This window comes from Streptosporangium oxazolinicum (genome assembly GCF_039537505.1).
Classification (GTDB): domain Bacteria; phylum Actinomycetota; class Actinomycetes; order Streptosporangiales; family Streptosporangiaceae; genus Streptosporangium; species Streptosporangium oxazolinicum.
Window position 1 is genome coordinate 94,062 of sequence record NZ_BAABAQ010000007.1, and the last position, 18,088, is coordinate 112,149.

The 18,088-nt window shown below is 73.8% G+C and carries 16 protein-coding genes; 9 read left to right on the forward strand and 7 right to left on the reverse strand.

Annotation, left to right across the window (positions count from 1 at the left end; translation table 11 throughout):
- Positions 1-36: 36 nt before the first annotated feature.
- A complete protein-coding gene (locus ABD817_RS20010; RefSeq protein ID WP_344919536.1) occupies positions 37-1,569 on the reverse strand; it encodes an alpha/beta fold hydrolase in 1,533 nt (510 codons plus the stop codon).
- Between the two features lie 271 nt (positions 1,570-1,840).
- On the opposite strand from ABD817_RS20010, the gene ABD817_RS20015 reads away from it, so the two are divergent.
- Positions 1,841-3,106 carry a sensor histidine kinase gene (locus ABD817_RS20015; protein WP_344919537.1) on the forward strand — a complete coding sequence of 422 codons (1,266 nt, stop codon included), beginning with the start codon at positions 1,841-1,843 and terminating at the stop codon, positions 3,104-3,106.
- 11 nt (positions 3,107-3,117) lie between these two features.
- A complete protein-coding gene (locus tag ABD817_RS20020; RefSeq protein ID WP_344919538.1) occupies positions 3,118-3,762 on the forward strand; it encodes a response regulator transcription factor in 645 nt (214 codons plus the stop codon).
- 15 nt (positions 3,763-3,777) lie between these two features.
- Here the strand turns inward: ABD817_RS20020 and ABD817_RS20025 are convergent, their stop codons facing one another.
- The 3 genes from ABD817_RS20025 to ABD817_RS20035 all read right to left on the reverse strand — a co-directional run bounded on the left by ABD817_RS20025 (position 3,778) and on the right by ABD817_RS20035 (position 5,959).
- Entirely contained in the window at positions 3,778-4,350 is a 573-nt protein-coding gene (locus ABD817_RS20025) for a peroxiredoxin (RefSeq protein WP_344919539.1), read from the reverse strand.
- Between the two features lie 122 nt (positions 4,351-4,472).
- The gene (locus tag ABD817_RS20030) at positions 4,473-5,123 is read right to left on the reverse strand and encodes a 4'-phosphopantetheinyl transferase family protein (protein WP_344919540.1); all 651 of its coding nucleotides are present in this window, start codon (positions 5,121-5,123) and stop codon (positions 4,473-4,475) included.
- On the reverse strand, positions 5,120-5,959 hold the full coding sequence (locus tag ABD817_RS20035; protein WP_344919541.1) for a metallophosphoesterase family protein: 840 nt from the start codon (positions 5,957-5,959) through the stop codon (positions 5,120-5,122). Before ABD817_RS20035 ends, ABD817_RS20030 begins: the two co-directional genes overlap by 4 nt.
- A 364-nt stretch (positions 5,960-6,323) precedes the next feature.
- Here ABD817_RS20035 and ABD817_RS20040 point away from each other — a divergent pair, with 364 nt between their 5' ends.
- The 6 genes from ABD817_RS20040 to plsX all read left to right on the forward strand — a co-directional run bounded on the left by ABD817_RS20040 (position 6,324) and on the right by plsX (position 13,886).
- Positions 6,324-7,415, forward strand: coding sequence for a M4 family metallopeptidase (locus tag ABD817_RS20040; protein WP_344919542.1), 1,092 nt, complete (start codon positions 6,324-6,326; stop codon positions 7,413-7,415).
- Between the two features lie 103 nt (positions 7,416-7,518).
- Positions 7,519-7,839, forward strand: coding sequence for a protealysin inhibitor emfourin (locus tag ABD817_RS20045; protein ID WP_344919544.1), 321 nt, complete (start codon positions 7,519-7,521; stop codon positions 7,837-7,839).
- 287 nt (positions 7,840-8,126) lie between these two features.
- Positions 8,127-9,851 (forward strand): S8 family serine peptidase, encoded by a 1,725-nt coding sequence (locus ABD817_RS20050; protein ID WP_344919545.1) that lies wholly within the window; start codon positions 8,127-8,129, stop codon positions 9,849-9,851.
- Positions 9,852-10,391: 540 nt separating this feature from the next.
- Positions 10,392-11,852 (forward strand): phytoene desaturase family protein, encoded by a 1,461-nt coding sequence (crtI, locus tag ABD817_RS20055; protein WP_344919546.1) that lies wholly within the window; start codon positions 10,392-10,394, stop codon positions 11,850-11,852.
- On the forward strand, positions 11,849-12,748 hold the full coding sequence (locus ABD817_RS20060; protein WP_344919547.1) for a phytoene/squalene synthase family protein: 900 nt from the start codon (positions 11,849-11,851) through the stop codon (positions 12,746-12,748). Before crtI ends, ABD817_RS20060 begins: the two co-directional genes overlap by 4 nt.
- A gap of 166 nt (positions 12,749-12,914) precedes the next feature.
- Positions 12,915-13,886 carry a phosphate acyltransferase PlsX gene (gene plsX / locus ABD817_RS20065; protein ID WP_344919548.1) on the forward strand — a complete coding sequence of 324 codons (972 nt, stop codon included), beginning with the start codon at positions 12,915-12,917 and terminating at the stop codon, positions 13,884-13,886.
- 305 nt (positions 13,887-14,191) lie between these two features.
- On the opposite strand, the gene ABD817_RS20070 is transcribed toward plsX, so the two are convergent.
- Complete coding sequence (locus ABD817_RS20070; protein WP_344919549.1) at positions 14,192-14,836, reverse strand: spheroidene monooxygenase; 645 nt, start codon at positions 14,834-14,836, stop codon at positions 14,192-14,194.
- Between the two features lie 40 nt (positions 14,837-14,876).
- Between ABD817_RS20070 and ABD817_RS20075 the strand changes: the two genes are divergently transcribed.
- Positions 14,877-15,473: a glycerol-3-phosphate acyltransferase gene (locus ABD817_RS20075; protein WP_344919550.1), complete on the forward strand. Its 597-nt coding sequence runs from the start codon at positions 14,877-14,879 to the stop codon at positions 15,471-15,473.
- Here the strand turns inward: ABD817_RS20075 and ABD817_RS20080 are convergent.
- On the reverse strand, positions 15,424-16,614 hold the full coding sequence (locus ABD817_RS20080; RefSeq protein ID WP_344919551.1) for a glycosyltransferase family 2 protein: 1,191 nt from the start codon (positions 16,612-16,614) through the stop codon (positions 15,424-15,426). The genes ABD817_RS20075 and ABD817_RS20080 overlap by 50 nt on opposite strands.
- A complete protein-coding gene (locus tag ABD817_RS20085) occupies positions 16,611-18,080 on the reverse strand; it encodes a phytoene desaturase family protein (protein ID WP_344919552.1) in 1,470 nt (489 codons plus the stop codon). The genes ABD817_RS20080 and ABD817_RS20085 overlap by 4 nt, the downstream gene beginning before the upstream one ends.
- Between the last annotated feature and the right edge of the window lie 8 nt (positions 18,081-18,088).

The following is an 18,088-nucleotide window of genomic DNA, read 5'->3' on the forward strand; positions in this document are numbered from 1 at the left end:
GAGGGAACGCGTGAGACGGCCGGGGATGGGGAGGCGTCACTCCCCGGGGCGGCAGACGGTGCCGGGGGCGGGGAGCGTCAGGTCGACGAGATAGCGGGTGGCGTGCCCGATCACGCACCGGCTGGCGGGCCCGTTGCCGCCCGGCATGTACAGGACGTGCCCGGGACCGTCGTACCGGACGGTGACCGAACCGGGCACGATCCCGGCCAGGCTCGCGGTCATGGTGTAGTCGCTCCAGGACCCGGCTCCCAGGAACGGCGGCAGGCCGCGGACCGGCAGCGGGCGGGACGGGTTGGCGACCGGCCGGGGCCAGCCGGAGCAGGCCAGCATGTCGAACGGCGCGGCGCCCAGGTGAGGGGAGGCCTCCCTCATCCGGCGGGAGACGTCACGGAACTGGGCGTAGCCGGTGAAGCCACGGTCGTCGGGGCAGGTCATCGCCCGCAGGGCCGGGATCGTCCAGACCCGCATGTTGCCGATGACGAACTCCCCGAAACCGGAGCCGTCCCCGTTCCTGGCCTTGTCCACCGCCGTGGCGAAGGCCACCCACGCGGCGTTGTCCGGGCCCGGGTTCGCCGGGAAGCCCAGCGCCTTCAGGTGCCATCCGGTCAGTTTCCCCTCGCCGAACTCGGGGGACGAGATCGGGATCGGGGAGCGGTCCAGCTTCGCGACGAGGGCCCGCCAGACCGCGCCCGCGTCCTCCCCGTGCAGCGCGCAGGCGCTGTCGGCCGCGCACCAGGAGATGAACCGCCCGAACATCCCCTCGCCGCCGGGGGCCATGGCCAGGACCAGGTCGCTCCACCCGTTGACCTGGTCGGCCGCTCCGTCGAGGTACATCGCCCGGACGCGCTCGGGGAACAGGCGCGCGTACGCCGCGGCGGGCACCCCTCCGTAGGAGTTGGCCATGAAGCTCAGCCGCCGCTCGCCCAGGGCCACGCGGACCGCCTCCATGTCCCGTGCCACCGACAGGGAGTCGAGGTTGTCGAACAGGCCGCTGGAGTCCGCGTCCCGGCACTCGCGCGCCGCCGCCTCCAGGCTCGCCGCCTGGGCCCGGTACTCCTCGCGGTCGCGGGGTTCGAGGAGCTGCGGCCCCATCTCCGAGCAGACCGCCGGCAGTCTCTCCCTGAGGCCGGTGTTGCGCGGGTTGTAGCCGACGAGGTCGAAGCGGCGGCGCAGCTCGGTGAGACCGGGCGCCGACCGCTTCAGGTCCTCCACACCCTCGGCCCCCGGTCCTCCCGGGACCTGCAGCACACTCCCGATCCGGTTCGCCGGGTCGGTGGCCGGGAGCCGCGCCAGATCCAGGGTGATCTTCCGCCCGCGCGGCTTCCTCCAGTCCACCGGCACCGTGACGGTCGTGCACCGGATCCCCTCCGGCAGGTTCTCACCCGCGCACGCCTTCCACCTCAGCCGCGAGGCCGGTTCCGGTGACGCCGGTTCCGGAGCTCGCGCCGACGCCGTGACGGGCGAGGACGCCGGTGCCGGTCCCGCCGCGTAGGAGGGCGTTCCCACCGGGACGAGCAGCGCCGACGCCGCCACCAGCCCGGTGAACAACGATCCGATCTTCCCGTACATCCGTGACTCCTCTGTCTGGTCTGTCTGGACGGCGGTCGGGGCGCCGTACGGTCGTCTCCCACCGGTTCCCGACCACCGGCGCTCCTCCAGCGTCGCGAACCCGCCCGCCGGAGACCACGGGGACGTCCGCCGGGAAACTTCGGGATATCCCCCACAGGCCCGCCGGATGTCGGGTGGCAGCGCGATGCGGCACGCTGGGGGAATGAGCCGCCCTCCCTCCGGTCCTCCACCCCCGGCCGGGTCGCCCCTGCCTTCACCGATGCCGGAAGCGATGCCAGAACCGGGACCGGAAGCGATTCCGGAACCGATTTCGGGACCGGGACCGGGGCGGGTCTGGCGCGAGCTGGGCTACGCGCTGGCCGGGCCGCCGCTCGCCGCCGCCGGTCTGCTCCTCCTCCTCGCCATGGTGCTGGCCGCGTTGTGGTCGACGGCGATCGTCGGCCTGCCGGTGCTGGCCCTCACGGTCCGGGGAGCCCGGCACCTGGGGGCGGTCAACCTCGGCCTGGCCCGCCTGCTGCTGGACGTCCGGACGCCCGCCCCCGCCCCCATCAGGCGGGGCTCCGGGCCGATCGGCTGGTTCGTGTCGGCGCTCGGCGACGGGGTGGGGTGGCGGGCGGCGGCGTACCTGCTGGTCAAGCCACTGACCGCGTTGCTCGCCCTCGGCGCCGCCGCCGGGTGCTGGGGCGGGGGCGTTCTCCTGCTCTCCTACCCCGCCCGGTGGTCGCCGGTGCCCACCGGCGCGTGGGGCCCGCACGCCGACACCTGGCCGGGCGCCTTGCTGCTGGGCGCGGCGGGTCTGGTGCCGCTCGCGCTCGCCCCCCTGGCGCTGCGGGCCGCGCTGCTCCCCGAACGGTTCCTCGCGCGCACCCTGCTCGGCCCGACCAGGCTCTCGGCCAGGGTCGGCCACCTGGAGGCGACGCGGGCCCGGATGGCCGAGGACGCGACGGCGACCCTGCGCCGGATCGAACGCGACCTGCACGACGGGCCGCAGGCCCGCCTCGTGGCGCTGGCGCTGAGCCTGGGGATGGCGAAGGACGAGCTCGCCGCCTCTCCCGGGGAGGACCGGCTCCAGCAGGTACGCGACCTGGTGGACGCCGCCCACCGCGACACCAAGGAGATCATCGCCGATCTGCGCCTGCTGATCCACGGCATCTACCCGCCCGTCCTGGACCAGGGGCTGGAGACCGCGCTCGCCACCCTCGCCACGCGCTTCGCGCTGCCCGTGGACCTCCGCGTCGACCTGCCCCGCCGCCCCTCCGCCGCGGTGGAGGCGATCGTCTACTTCTGCACCGCCGAACTGCTCGCCAACGTGGTCAAGCACAGCGGCGCGCGGCGGGCGATCGTCGAGGTGGCGGGACACGGCGGCCTGCTGCGGCTGCACGTCGGCGACGACGGGACGGGCGGCGCCTCGGTGGGCCCGGGGACGGGACTGCCGGGGCTGGCGGCCCGGGTGGGCGTCGTGGACGGGCGGCTGGAGATCGACAGCCCTCCCGGAGGACCTACGGTGGTCACCGTGGAGATGCCGCTCCCCACCTGAACGGAGGTCGCATGCGCGTCGTCGTCGCCGAGGACTCCGCGGTGCTCAGAGCCGGGCTGACCCTGCTGCTCACCACGCGGGGGCACGAGGTCGCCGCAGCCGTGGGCGACGGGACCGCGCTGCGCGCCGCGGTGGACGAGCACCGGCCGGACGTCGCCGTGGTGGACGTACGCATGCCGCCGACCCACACCGACGAGGGCCTGCGCGCCGCGATCGACATCCGGCGCGACCATCCCGGCGTCGGCGTGCTGGTCTTCTCCCAGTACGTGGAGACGCGCTCGGCGACCCTGCTCCTCGCCGAGGACTCGCGTGGGGTGGGATACCTGCTGAAGGAGCGGGTCGCCGACGTCGGAGACTTCCTGGCCGCGCTCTCCCGGATCGCCGCGGGCGAGACCGTGCTGGACCCGGAGGTCGTCACCCGGATGATGGCGACCGGCAGGCGCGCCGACGCTCTCGACACTCTCACCCCCCGGGAGCGCGAGGTGCTCGTCATGATGGCCGACGGACGGTCGAACGGCGCGATCGCCGAGGCCCTGTTCCTGTCGTACGGGTCGGTGGAGAAGCACGTCACGCACATCTTCACAAAGCTGGGGCTGCCGCCGTCGCAGAGCGACCACCGCCGGGTGCTCGCCGTGCTGCGCTACCTGGAGTCCTGACGTCCCGTCGCGGGCTCACCGGTGGTCGCGCAGCCAGGCCAGCACCTGCGCGGCGTGCCCGTCGGGCGGGAAGACCGGGTAGAAGCAGTGCTCGACCACCCCGCCCCGGATCACCAGGGTGAGGCGCCGCAGCAGCGTCGTGCCCGCCACCCGCGTCGTGGGCAGGCCGAGAGCGCCGGTGAGCTCCAGCGACGCGTCGCTGAGCAGCGGGAACGGCAGACGCAGCCGCTCGGCGGCCTCCCGCTGGTAGGCGGTGTCCTGGGTGGAGAGGCCGGCGACGGTGGCGCCCGCCGCGCGCAGCTCCCCGGCGTGGTCGCGGAAGGCGCACGACTCGGGCGTGCATCCGCGCGCACCGGGGATGAGGTCCCAGTCGGGGACGAGCGGATCCTCCCCGGGACGGCCGGTGCGCGGGTACGCGTACAGCACCAGCCGCTCGGCGCCGCCGGGAACCAGGTCCACCCGGAAGGCGTCCCCGCCCGTCGAGGGGAGGGAGAGCGCCGGCATCCGGGCGCCCGGCAGGTGGTCGCAGGCGCCGTCGTCCGAGGGTACCGGCAGGCCGGTGGGCAGGATCATCGGATCGTGGGGCATGCTCCCAGCCTAGGACGCGCCCGTACGCCGAGCGGCACGGCGACCACGGCATGTTCCCAGCTAGGACGCGCCCGTGCCGGGAGGCCGGGCCCCGGACGGGGTCCCGGCCTCCCGGCACGGGGTCAGGGCGTGGGTTTCCCGGGTACGGCGATGGAGGTCACCACCAGGCCGTCGGACACCAGCCAGCGGCCGGTGAAACCGGTCAGCTCCCGGCCCTCCACCAGGGGACCCGGGACGAGGAGGCGGGCGGTGAACGTACCGGAGGGGGAGAAGACGAGGTGGGCCTCCTCGAAGCCGAGCCAGCGCCTGGCCAGCGGGAACCACGCCTTGTAGACGCTCTCCTTGGCGCTGAACAGCAGCCGGTCCCAGTGCACGTCGCCGTCGAGCCGCGCGATCGCGGCCCGTTCCTCGGGCAGGGAGACCGAGGGCAGGATGCCGTCGGGGAGCGGCCCGTGGGGCTCCGCGTCGATACCGATGGTCAGCGCCTCCAGGGAGACGGCCGCCGCGCGGTATCCGGCGCAGTGGGTGATGGCGCCCACCACCCCGTCCGGCCACCCGGGGGCACCGCGCTCGCCGGGCAGGATCGGTGCCGGGGGAACCCCGAGAGCGGCCATGGCCTGGCGGGCGCAGTGGCGCGCGGTGCCGAACTCGCGCCGCCGCTTGTCCACCGCTCGGGCGACGGCCGCCTCCTCCTCGGGGAACAGCGCGACGTCCGGCGGGTCCTCGAAGCAGTCAGAGCTCGCCACCCACGGCGGCAGGATCTTCTCGATCATGCGACGGGCTGCGGGCTGGGCAGGATGCGCCGCAGCTGACCGGGCGCGGTGGGTCGGGGACGCCATTCGCGGGGGTAGCCCAAGGAGACCTCCTCGAAGCGGACACCGTCGTGCCAGGTGGTCCGGGGGATGTGCAGGTGGCCGTAGACGACCGTGGCGGCGTCGAAGCGCAGGTGCCAGTCGGCGGTGCGCTCGGTGCCGCACCAGATCGCGAACTCCGGGTGGTACAGGATCAGGGTGGGCTCGCGCACCAGCGGGTAGTGGTTGACCAGCACCGTCGGGATCCCGGCCGGCCTGGCCTCCAGACGCCGTTCGGTCTCGGCGATCCTGGCGTCGCACCAGGCGTCCCTGGTGGGGTACGGATCGGGGTGCAGCAGCATCTCGTCGGTGCAGACCACCCCCTTGTCGTACGCGCGGGCGAGCGCCTCCTCCTTCGTGGCCACGCCGGGCATGCGGAAGGTGTAGTCGTACAGCACGAACAGCGGGGCGACGGTGACCGGGCCGCCGGGGCCGGTCCAGGTGGGGTAGGGGTCCTCGGGCGTCGCCACCCCCAGGTTCCGGCACACCTCGACCAGGTGCCGGTAGCGCTCCTCGCCGCGCAGCTGGACGGGGTCGCTGGGATGGGTCCACAGCTCGTGGTTGCCGGGCGCCCACACCACCTTCTCGAACCGTCCGGCGAGCAGCCCCAGGGCCCACTCGACGTCGGAGACCTTCTCGGAGACGTCCCCGGCGACCAGCAGCCAGTCGGAGGCGGAGGTGGGCCGCAGCTCCTCGACGATGCTCCGGTTCTCCTCGTAGCCGATGTGCAGGTCGCTGATGGCCAGCAGTGACGTCATGCGCGGCCCGTCCTTCGCGAACCGATGCTCCCCGGCACGCGGTCCATCACCGGCGAACCCGTCACCGGCGAACCCGTCACCGGTGAGCCGGTGGCGGGAGCGGGCCGCCCGCCGCGCACCGGCACCGTGAGCGCCCCCGCCGTCTCCTCGTTCGTTTCCACGTTTCCAAGCAACGCCGCCTCCGTCTCGCCCGCTTCCCCGGGCGCGGTCACGAACCCGTGATCGCCGAGCAAAAGAACCCTCTCACGACCGCTCCCGGAGGCACACCCCACCCCGCCGCGAAGGCATTGGGTGAGGCATTGAGTAAGGAATTGAGTATGGCGATCCCCATGCGCCCGCCGCAGTCTGCGACGATTCTTGACGCATGACGACATATGACAGCATGCCCCCGTGCTGCATCGCACCTCCCGACCTGCTCGAGGCGGTCGCCGCGCAGGGAACCCCCGAGGAGCGGGAGGCCGCGCTCAGGACCCTGGCCACCTCGGAGACCGCCCGCGCGCAGCGCGCGTCGTTCGCCGGCGCGCTGCGCCAGCTCAACCTCACCATCGCCGACGTGGAGCCCGCCCCCGGCATGGTGCGCACGGTTTACGACGTCGAGAACGGCGGGGACTTCGACCTCCCGGGGCGCAGGAGGCGCGGGGAGGGCGACCAGCCGTCCGGTGACGCGGCGGTCGACGAGGCCTACGACGGGGCGGGCGTCACCTACGACTTCTACCGGCGGGTCTTCGAGCGGGACAGCATCGACGGGCGGGGGCTGGAGATCGTCTCCTCGGTCCACTACGGGACCGACTACGACAACGCCGCCTGGATCGGCTTCCAGATGATCTACGGCGACGGCAGCGGGCAGGTCTTCACCAAGGGTTCCCTCACCAAGGCCGTCGACATCGTGGCGCACGAGCTGACCCACGGCATCACGCAGTTCACCGCGCATCTGGTCTACAGCAAGCAGCCCGGCGCCCTCAACGAGTCGTTCTCCGACGTCTTCGGGTCGCTCGCCAAGCAGTACAGCCGGGGGCAGACCGCGGAGCAGGCCGACTGGCTCATCGGCGAGGGCATCCTGGGCAGCGCCCTGCGGGGGACGGCCCTGCGGTCGATGAAGGCGCCGGGTACCGCCTGGTCGACTCCCACCGGGGGCCGCGACCGCCAGCCGGGACACATGCGCGACTACGTGGACCTGCCCGACGACGGCAACCCCTCCAACGACCACGGGGGCGTCCACATCAACTCGGGCATCCCCAACCGCGCCTTCTACCTCGCCGCCACCGCCATCGGCGGCAACGCCTGGGAGCGCGCCGGGCGCGTCTGGTACGTCACGCTCACCGAGCGGCTCCGGCCGCGCTCCGACTTCCGGCAGGCCGCGGAGGCGACCGTGGAGGTGGCCGGGGAGCTGTTCGGCGCGGACGGGGACGAGCAGAGGAAGGTACGCGCCGCATGGCAGCAGGTCGGGGTCCTCTAGGGAGAGGCCGGTCGCGGCGCTGCACCGGTCAGGGTCCTTTAGGGCGGGATCGGTCGCGGCGCGGCACCGGCCGGGGCGCGCGGGCCGGTCTAGGATCGTTCCCGTGAAGGTCTCGATCGTCCGGGGCGGTGGCGTCGCCGGTCTCGTCACGGTCACCACGGTCGACTCCGCGTCGCTGACGCCGGACGACGACGCCGAGCTGCGCGCGCGGGTGGAGCGGGCCGGGCTGTCCGGCGCACCGGAGCGGCCGGAGCCTCCGGAGGGGCGGCCCGACCGCTTCGACTACGAGCTGACCGTCGAGGACGGCGGCCGCGTGCTCACGACCCGCGCACGCGAGGGCGACCTCCCCGGCCCGCTCCGCGCGCTCATCTCGTACGTGACCTCGCTGCCGGGACGGCAGGAGCGGGTCGGCCCGCCCGGCTGACCCCCGTCCCGGCCGCTCCGTTCCGACCTCTCCGGGCTCGTTCCGGACGCTTCAAAACAGGCTTGACCACACGAAACTCCACGCTGTCACCGGTTTTGGCGCGAGTATTCCCGCGTAACGGTTCACTGATGGCATGATTCGCCAATGTGTGCAGGTCGCAGAAGCGGCGGGATTCCCCGGCGCCTGTTGGCTTTATTACACCTTGGCGGCAAATGTGTGCACGCCTGGATTGTTGGCGCGTATGAAACCACATTTGCGGGGAGCTCTTCGGATATACGGAGGTATATGTGAAACGCGTCATCATCACCGCGGCTGTCGTCACCCTCGTGACAGCCGCGCTGGTGCCCCCGGCGCAGGCCCGGCCGGTGATCGCCGAACCGGGTGCGGAAACCGAGTACGTCGTCCTCTACACGGAGGGCGCGCGCCTCGCGGACGCCCAGCGGGCCATCAAGGCGGCGGGCGGAAGCATCCTCAAGGAGAACACCGCGGTCGGCGTCGCCACCGTCAAGACGACGAACACCCGCTTCGCCGAGGCGGTGCGCGACGCCGCCTCGATCGACGACATCGCCCACAACCGGTCCATCGGCAGCGTGCCCACCGCAAGGAGTGGAGCCGCCGGCCGCGCGACCGTACAGGCGAGAGCCGTGGAGAAGGCCGGTGACGGCGCTCCCGCCGCCTCCACCTTCGGCGGGCCCGCGCCCGCCGCGGAGCCGCTGTCGGAGCTCCAGTGGGACATGAAGCAGATCCACGCGACCGTCGACGGCTCCTACCGCCACCAGCAGGGCGACCCCGGCGTGCTGGTCGGTGTCATCGACACCGGCGTCGACGGCTCCCACCCCGACATCGCGCCCAACTTCGACCGGCGGCTGAGCCGTAACTTCACCGTCGACATCCCCACCGACGCCAACGGCAACGAGGTCGACGGCCCGTGTGAGGCGGAGCCGGACCGCTCCTGCAACGACCCGGCGGACGTCGACGAGAACGAGCACGGCACGCACGTGGCGTCGTCGATCGCCTCGCCCATCAACGGGCTCGGCACGGCGGGCGTGGCGCCCAAGGTCTCGATCGTGAACCTGCGGGCCGGCCAGGACGCCGGATACTTCTTCCTGCAGCCCAGCATCGACGCGCTGACCTACGCCGGTGACGTCGGCATCGACGTGGTCAACATGAGCTACTACATCGACCCGTGGCTGTTCAACTGCGTCGACAACCCGGCCGACTCCCCGGCCGACCGGCAGGAGCAGGCCACGATCATCAAGGCCATGCAGCGGGCGCTCGACTACGCGTACGGCAAGGGCGTGACCCTGGTGTCCGCGGCCGGCAACGGCGCCACCGACTACACCAAGACGATCGTCGACGCCTCCAGCCCCGACTTCGCCAGCGTCCCCGGCGAGGCGCCCTACACGCGGACGATCCCCCCGAGCTGCGTCTCCATGCCGAGCGAGGGCAAGCACGTGATCTCGGTCTCCTCGACCGGCATCAGCAAGCGCAAGGCGTACTACTCCGACTACGGCAACGGCTACGTCGACGTCTCGTCCCCGGGTGGCGACGTCTACGACACCCCCGGCAACACCCGCGACGTCACCAGGGCGACGCTGGCGGCCTATCCCAAGTCCCTGGCCGAGGCGCGCGGCCAGCTCAACCCCGACGGCACGCCCAAGGTCACCAACGTGGTCCGCAGCTGCAAGGGCGACGTCTGCGCCTACTACGAGTATCTCCAGGGCACCTCGATGGCCTCCCCGCGCGCCGCCGGTGTCGCCGCGCTGATCGTGAGCAAGTACGGCCAGCGCGACCGGGTGCACGGCGGCAAGAAGCTCCACCCCGCCATTGTGGAGACGGTCCTCAAGGGCACCGCGACCAGGACGGCCTGCCCCACCCCGCCCGCCTACACCTACACCAGGCACCTGCCGGACGGCACCACGGCGACCTCGACGCACACGTGTGAGGGAAGCGTGCTGCGCAACGGCTTCTACGGTTACGGGATCGTCGACGCCCTCCGGGCGGTCCGCTGACCTGAACCGGGGGCCCGGCGTCCGCATCGCGGCGGACGCCGGGCCCTGGCGGTCCCACGCGGCACCGCCGAACACCGCCGACGAGCCGTCCGCGCCGTCCGCCCCGCTTCCCCTCCATGTCGTGCCCCTGTTCCCGCCGGGCCGCCATCCGGACCGGCCGAATCGGCCGGACGAGCCTGCATCCGCGCGGAAGGCGGGCGCCGTTTTTACGCCTTCTTGCGCGACGGGTTGATTTACCGGCGGCCCGGTCCGGGGATGGACCGTCAGACGCCATCGGTCGCCTCGGTCGCCTCGGGCGCCATCGGCCGGGTCGTACGCCTGCCGTCGGACAAACGCATCCGGACGCGGTCTCGCTTGCGAAGTCCTCTGTGGACGCGAAGGAGTGATGCCCGTGGCCGCCGTCACGCGTGAGATCGATCGGCCCCATGAACGGATGGACCCCCATCCGGGACGGAGGACGACCCCGCCCGCCCGCATCCGGGGCGGCGCGCCGCCGGAGGGCGCGAGGGGGCCGGGGGACCCGGCGACGAGGAGGAGCGCGTGAGCCCGGTCGTGGTGATCGGCGCCGGTCTCGGCGGCCTGGCCGCCGCGGTCCGGCTGGCCGCCGCCGGGCGGGACGTCACGGTCGTGGAGGCGAACGACGTGCCGGGCGGCTGCTGCGGCACGGCCACCCTCGGCGCGTACCGCTTCGACACCGGCCCCTCGGTGCTGACCATGCCGGAGGTCCTCGCCGACGTCTTCGCCGCCGCCGGGGAGGACATGGAGAGCATGCTCCCGCTGCGGCGCCTGGACCCGTACTACCGGCTGCGCTACCACGACGGCTCCCACCTGGACGTGGTGGCCGGGCAGGACGCCATGGTCGAGCGGGTGCGCGAGCTGAGCGGCGCCGCGGAGGCCGCGAGGTACCGGCGTTTCCGCGCCAGGCTCGGCGAGCTGTTCGACGCCGAGTGGCCCGCGTTCATCGACCGCGACATGACGAGGCTGCGCGACCTCGCCCGGCCCCGCGTCCTGGCCCGCCTGGCGGCCCTGGGCGGCTTCCGCAGCCTGGACTCCCTCGTCAAGAGCCACCTCACCGACCACCGGCTGGTCAAGGCGCACACCTTCCAGGCCCTGTACGTGGGCCTGCCGCCCCGGCAGGCGCTCGGGATCTACGCGGTCATCGCCCACATGGACACCGTGGGCGGCGTGTTCTTCCCGCGCGAGGGCGGGATGCACGCCATCCCGCTCGCCCTGGCCGCGCTGGCCGAGAAGGCGGGCGCGCGCCTCCGGTACGGGGTGCGCGCCGTCCGGGTCGAGGCCGGGTCCTCCGGCGTCTCCGGGGTGAGGCTCGACACCGGGGAGCGCCTGGCGGCGGGGAACGTCGTGGTCGCCTGCGACCTGTCGCGCGCCCACACCGGGCTGCTCCCGAAGGGCGCGGGCGACTGGCGGCTCCGCCGCCCCCGCTACTCGCCCTCCTGCCTGGTCCTGCACTTCGGCCTCGACCGCCGCCTGGCCGGGCAGGCGCACCACACGCTGCACTTCGGCAGGGAGTGGGACGCCACCTTCGCCGCGCTGCGGGCCGGGCGGCCACAGCCCGACCCGAACCTGCTGGTCACCTACCCCGAGTCCGATACCGGCGCCGCCCCGCCCGGCCACGCCACCCTCACCGTGCTGGAACCGACCGCCAATCTGCGCGGCGGCGCCGACTGGGACCGGCTCACCCCGCGGCTGGAGGACCGGCTGCTCGGCAGGCTCGCCGACCTCGGCTACGGCGACCTGTCCTCCGCGCCGAGGCTCACCCTCGACCCGCCCGCCTGGGCACGGCTCGGCCACTCGGCGGGCACCCCCTTCGCCCTGGACCACCGCTTCACCCAGACGGCGTGGTTCCGGCCCGCGGGCGCGGCCAGGCGCGTCCCGGGGCTGCACTTCGCCGGGATGTACACCGCGCCGGGGGTGGGGGTGCCACCGGTGCTGATCTCCGGCCGGCTCGCCGCGGAACGCGTACTGGAGACCTCCCGATGACCCTGACCGCCAGCTACGAACTCTGCCGCAGGCTCAACGCCCGTCACGGCCGCTCCTACTACCTGGCGACCCTGCTGCTGCCCGCCTGGAAGCGTCCGCACGTGCACGCCCTGTACGGCTTCGCACGCTACGCCGACGAGATCGTGGACTCCTTCACGATGACCGGCGACAGGGAACGGGCGCTCGACGGCCTGACCACCCGGCTGACCACCACCCTGGGCGGCGGGACCACCGGCGACCCGGTGCTCCCGGCGTTCGCGCAGACCGTGCGCTCCTTCGGCATCGACCACGGCGACATCGAGGCGTTCCTGCGCTCGATGCGGACCGATCTGACCGTCACCCGCTACGCGACCTACGACGACCTGCTCGTCTACATGGAGGGTTCGGCCGCGGTGATCGGCACCATGATGCTGCCCGTCCTCGAACCGCTGCCCGGCATGGAGGACAAGGCCCGCGAACCGGCTCGCCAGCTGGGACTGGCCTTCCAGCTGACCAACTTCCTGCGCGACGTCGCCGAGGACCTGGAACGCGGCCGGGTCTACCTTCCGCTGGAGGACCTGGACGAGTTCGGGGTGAAGGTGGCCGACCTGGAGCGCGGCGCCGCCACCCCGGCACTGCGCGAGCTGCTGGCCTTCCAGACCCGGCGGGCCAGGGAGCACTACGCGCGGGCCGAGGAGGGGTTCGACATGCTGACCCCCTCCTCCCGGCCGTGTATCCGCGCGGCCTTCCAGCTGTACGGAGGCATCCTCGACCGGATCGAGGCCGCCCGCTACGACGTCCTCGGCGCGAGAGCCGTCGTGCCCCGGCGGCGGCGACTGGCGATCTTCGCGCGGCACCTGTTCGCGGCGTCCGCGGCCGACCGCGCAGAGCGCCGCCTGATCGCCGAGTTTCCTTGAACCGGCCGGGCGGACGTGCCGGGAGGCCGTCCGGAGTGGGGTCGCCCGGCGCGAGGCCGCCGCGGGCGAGGTCGCGGGCGGCGTCGTCCGGTGCGGGACCGCTAGATGCGGGGTCGTCCGGTGGGAGACCCTTCAACGCTGTCGTAGCCGCCGTCGGGAGGGTGTGATGTCGGAACCTGTGGTCGTCGACGCGATGGGCGGAGACCACGGACCGGTCGAGACGGTGGCCGGGGCGGTGGCGGCCCGGCGCGAGCTGGGGATCCCCGTGGTGCTGGTGGGCAGGGCGGGGGACATCCGTGCCGAGCTCGACCGCCACGGCGCCGTCGCCGAGATCGGCGTGGTGCACGCCGAGGACGTCGTCCCGATGACCGAGCGGGGCGCGGGAGCGTTCTCCTCCGCCACGACCAGTCTGACGGTCGGCTGCGACCTCGTACGGCGGGGATCGGCGTCGGCCTTCGTGTCGGCCGGGTCCACGGGCGCGGTCGTCTCATGCGCCATCCGCGGCATCGGCCGCGCCACGGGTGTCCTGCGGCCCGCCCTGGCCATCGCGCTGCCCTCGGTCACCGGCGGCGCCACCGTGCTGATCGACGCGGGGGCGACCTCCGACCCCACACCGGAGATGATCGCCCAGTTCGCGCTGCTCGGCGTCTCCTACGCGCAGCTCGTGCTCGGTGTCGCCGATCCGTCGGTGGGCCTGCTGTCGATCGGCTCGGAACCGGGCAAGGGCAACCGGCTGACCCGCAGGGCCGGGGAACTGCTTCCCGGGCTGCCGCTCCGCTTCCACGGCAACGTGGAGGGCCACGACGTGCTCGCGGGCACCGTCGACGTGATCGTCACCGACGGCTTCACCGGCAACGTGGTGCTCAAGAACGTCGAGGGTTCCGTACGGGCCGCGCTGACACTGGTGGCGCGTTCGGGGGTCGCCGGGCCCGAGGAACTGCGGGAGGTGGCCCGCCGCTACGACCCCGAGACCCACGGCGGGGCGGCGCTGCTCGGATTGAGCGGCACCGTCGTCGTCGCGCACGGCTCCTCGCGGGCGGCGACGATCGCGCGCGCCTGCGCGGTGGCGCACGACCTCGCCGAGGGCGGGGTCGTCACCCGCTTCGGGGACCATCTCACCGCGGAACCCGTCCGTTGAGCGGGCGGCGCCGGTATCTCACCGGGGAACGCGTCCGTCGAGCCGGTCGCCGGGCGGCCTCATGCCGTGTCGCGAAACCCGCCCGTTGAGCGGGAGCGGAACCCCGGCCGAAGGGCTCGCCGCTTGTCGCGGAACACGTCGGCCGGGTGGGTGCGGGACTCCGGCCGGGAGGCTCGCGGCTTGTCGCGGAGCGCGTCGGCCGGGTGGGTGCGGAATCCCGGCCGGGAGGCTCGCGGCTTGTCGCGGAGCGCGTCGGCTGGGTGGGTGCGGCACCCCGGCCGGGGTGCCGGGCGGATCGGGGCGGGTCAGGCCAGGGGGTCGGCGCCGTCCCAGGTGCCCTCGCTGGCGTAGGGGGAGAACCGGGCGAACAGCTCCTCGGAGTACCAGTTCTCCGCGCGCGTCCTGCCGATCACCCGCCGGTGCGCCCGCCCCCGGTGGGCGAAGGCCCGCATCGCGGCGGCGTCGCGCCACAGCGAGAACGTGCCCTGCCGGGCCAGCGGCCACTCGCCGACGCCGACCGAGGCCAGGCAACCGTCCTGCTCCGCCAGCAGGCGGTCCACCCCGGGGACCGAGCGGTAGAACGCCACCAGCCGGGAGGGCCGGATCGACGCGCGGGTCAGCACGGCGACGGGACCACCGGGATCGATCCCGGGCGTGTCCGAGGGGAGAGGACCGAACGGGTCCACCCCGTCCCACCTGCCACGCGAGGCGACGGGGACGAGCCGCACCTGCCAGGACTCCCGCGCCTCGCTCCGCCAGCGCTCCACCACCGGGGAGTCGCCCAGGAAGCGGTCCAGGGCCCGCTCGTCGCGCCACACCGCGAGCAGGGCCCAGCGGCGCAGGTCCGCGCCCATGCTCGTCGACGCCCCTCGGCCGGAGCCGAGCAGCCGCCAGAACACCAGCCCCGGCGTGCTCCTCAGCACCGGCCGGTCGAATGCCATGTACCGCATGGCTCCCAGATCCGCATATCTCGTGAGATGGAAGGAAACGATGGTTCCTCTGCTCGTCTCGGTCATCGGCGGCTACCTTCTCGGATCCGTACCGGTCGCCGTGCCGGTCGCCCGCGCGTACGGGTTCGACCCCCGCGAGGTCGGCGACCGCAACCCCGGCTTCTGGAACGTCAGGCAGCGGCTCGGCTGGCGGGCCGCCGTGCCGGTCTTCGCGGGTGACATGCTCAAGGGCACGTTCGCGGGGCTGCTCGGCCTGTGGGCCGGAGGCGCGCACCTCACCTGGCCCGCCGGGGTGAGCGGCGGCGGCGCGGTGCCGGTGTACCTGGCGGTGGCCGCCGCCATGGCCGGGCACGCCTGGCCGGTCTTCGCCGGGTTCAGGGGCGGCCGGTCGGTCCTCACCTTCGCGGGCGGCTTCGCCGTCATCTGCCCGCCGGGTTTCCTGCTCGGGGTGGCCACCCTGGTCGCGGTCGCCGTGGTGACGCGGTCCTTCGCGATCGGCGCGCGCGTCGGCGTCTTCGGCATCCCGCTGTTCCAGCTGCTCTTCGCGCCGGTCGTGTACGTGGCCGGGACCGGCCTGCTCATGTGCCTCATCGGGCTGCGCTTCGGTCAGGCGGCGCGAAGCGCCCGCCCGTCGTGACCAGGCCCGGCCCCGGGTCCGTCCTGCCGGGGCGCGTGTCCGTCGTGACCTGGCCGAGGCGGGAGGCCATCGTGGCCGCCGGGTAGACGCGGCCCCGCCAGTCGCGCACCGGGCGCAACGTGGCCTGCGTCAGCCGCAGGGCCGCCAGCGGGTCCAGCAGCGGGGAGAGCAGCACGCCCGGACCCGGCCGCGTGTAGCTGCCGCGCAGCGCACCGGCCAGCAGCAGCCGTACGGCCAGCAGGCCCAGGTCGAGCCGGGTGGGACGGCCGGTCGCCAGCCGCAGCACGGGCAGTGCGGTGGTCAGCCAGATCACGGCCAGGTCGGCGGCCTGCCGGGCGGGCCCGGTGACGTCGCGCAGCGACAGCGACCGCCCCCACTCCCGCCACACCCCGGCGGTCGAATCGTGCATGTCGACCTCCAGCAGGCCCCCGGCGTCCAGGAACCCCACGGTCCAGCCGTCCGCCGCCAGGATCCTGGCCAGCGCCACGTCGTCGGCCAGGTGCCCGCGTACCCGCGCGAACCCCCGGGCGTCCAGCATCGCCGTGCGGCGGAAGGCCATGCACTGGCCGTTGGCCATCGCACGGTGCGGGGCCGGGGGAGCGGACGGCCCGATCGGGCCGAAGCGGTAGACCAGCGTCGCCAGGAACGAGGCGTGCAGCGCCTGCTCGGCCGCCCCCCCGCACACGAACCGGGGGCCCGCGCTCACCAGGTCGTACTCTCCCAGGGCCGCCGCGAGCGCGCCGGACAGCCCCGGCGCGGGCCGGGCGTCCGCGTCCAGGGTCACCACGATGTCACCCCCCGCGGCCTCGATCCCCTGAGTCAGCGCCCACTGCTTGCCCACCCAGCCCTCGGGCAGCGGTGCCCCCGTGACGACCTTCGCGCCGAGTCCGGACGCCAGCCGCGCCGTGCCGTCGCGCGACTCGTCGTCGACGACGATGACCTCCGAGACGTCGGGGTCGGCGAGCACCGCCGACAGGCACGGGCCGATGCGGGCCTCCTCGTTGCGGGCGGGGATCACCACCGAGATACGCGGTGGCGCCGCCTTGACGGGGGCCAGCGCGGGCAGGCGGCTCCGTCCCCGGGCCAGCCGCACCGCCACGGCCAGCGCCGCGGCGGCCTGCAACGCGGTCAGAAGTCTCATCGCCGCGCCTCCTCGGCGGTGGGCCGTCTCGGGGAGGCCCAGGGGAAGTCCTCCCGTACGAGCGAGGCGACGATGCGGGCGCCCATCGCGACCAGCGGCAGCCCGCCGCCGGGATGCGCCGAACCGCCCACCAGGTACAGGCCACGCCGGGGACCCCGGTTGCCGGGGCGGCGGAAGGGCGCGAGCCTGCCCGAATAGGCGCCGCCGTAGATCGAGCCGCCCCACGCGCCGTACCGGTCGCGCAGGTCGGCGGGGGTGAACAGGTCCACGAAGCGCAGCCGCCCCGACAGGTCGTACCCCCTGGAGGCCAGCCGGTCGAGCACCAGGTCCCGGTACGCCTCGGGCGACATCGGCCACCGGCCGGGGTCGCGGGCCGGGACGTTGACGAGCATGACCCAGTTCTCCGTGCCCGGCGGGGCCTGCGACGGGTCGTCCACGGCCGAGCAGCCGATGTAGACGGTCGGGTCCTCCGGTGGCCTGCGCCGCCGGAAGATGTCGCCGAACTCCCGCTCGTAGTCGCCGGAGAAGACGATCGAGTGGTGCGCCAGCCCCTCGGTCCTGCCCTCCACCCCGGCCAGCAGCAGGAACGCCGAGGAGGAGGTACCGAGTCCGGCGATGCGCCGCAGCCGCCGCCGGTCGGGCAGCAGCCGTCCGTACAGCGCCGCGGCGTCGGTGTTGGCGACCACGACGTCGGCGTGCTCACGCTCCCCGGAGGCGAGCCGCACCCCCCTGACCCGCTCGCCGTCGGCGAGCACCCGGGTCACCTCCGCGCCCAGGACGACCTCCACCCCGGCCCGTTCCAGCATCATGGCCAGGGCGTCGGCGATGCGGGGCAGCCCTCCCGGGACGTACCAGCCGCCCTCGCCGTGCTCGATCGCCGGGACGCACCCCAGCGCGGCCGGGGCGTGGTACGGGCTGGAGCCCGCGTAGGTCGCGTAACGGCCGACGTACTGGTGCAGGCGCGGGTCGGTGAAGAAGCGGCGGGCCAGGCCGTCGAGGGTCCGGGCCGGTGCCACCGCCAGCAGGTCCGACAGGCGGGCCTCGGTGGGCGGCCGGGTGAGCGGCCCGGTGAAGAAGGTGCGGCGCGACGCGTCGAGGCAGCCCCGCGCCCAGTCGTGGAAGGCCAGCCAGGCGCGGCCCTCGCCGGGAGCGAGCCGGTCGACCTCGGCGGCCATCCGGGCCGGGTCGCGGTACGCCGCCAGCGTCGAGCCGTCGGCGAAGCGGTAGCGGCACAGCTCGTCGAGCTCCACGAGGTCGAGCTCCAGCCCGAGATCGGTGAAGACGCCGGGCAGGGTGAGCAGGGAGGGGCCGATGGAGAAGGTGAAGCCGTCCCTGGTGTGCTCGGCGAGCTTGCCGCCCAGCCGGGGGAGCCGCTCGTACAGGCGCACCCGATGCCCCTGCCGGGCCAGCAGCAGGGCGGAGACCATGCCCCCGACGCCGCCGCCTATCACGGTTACCTCAGGCATCCGCGTCC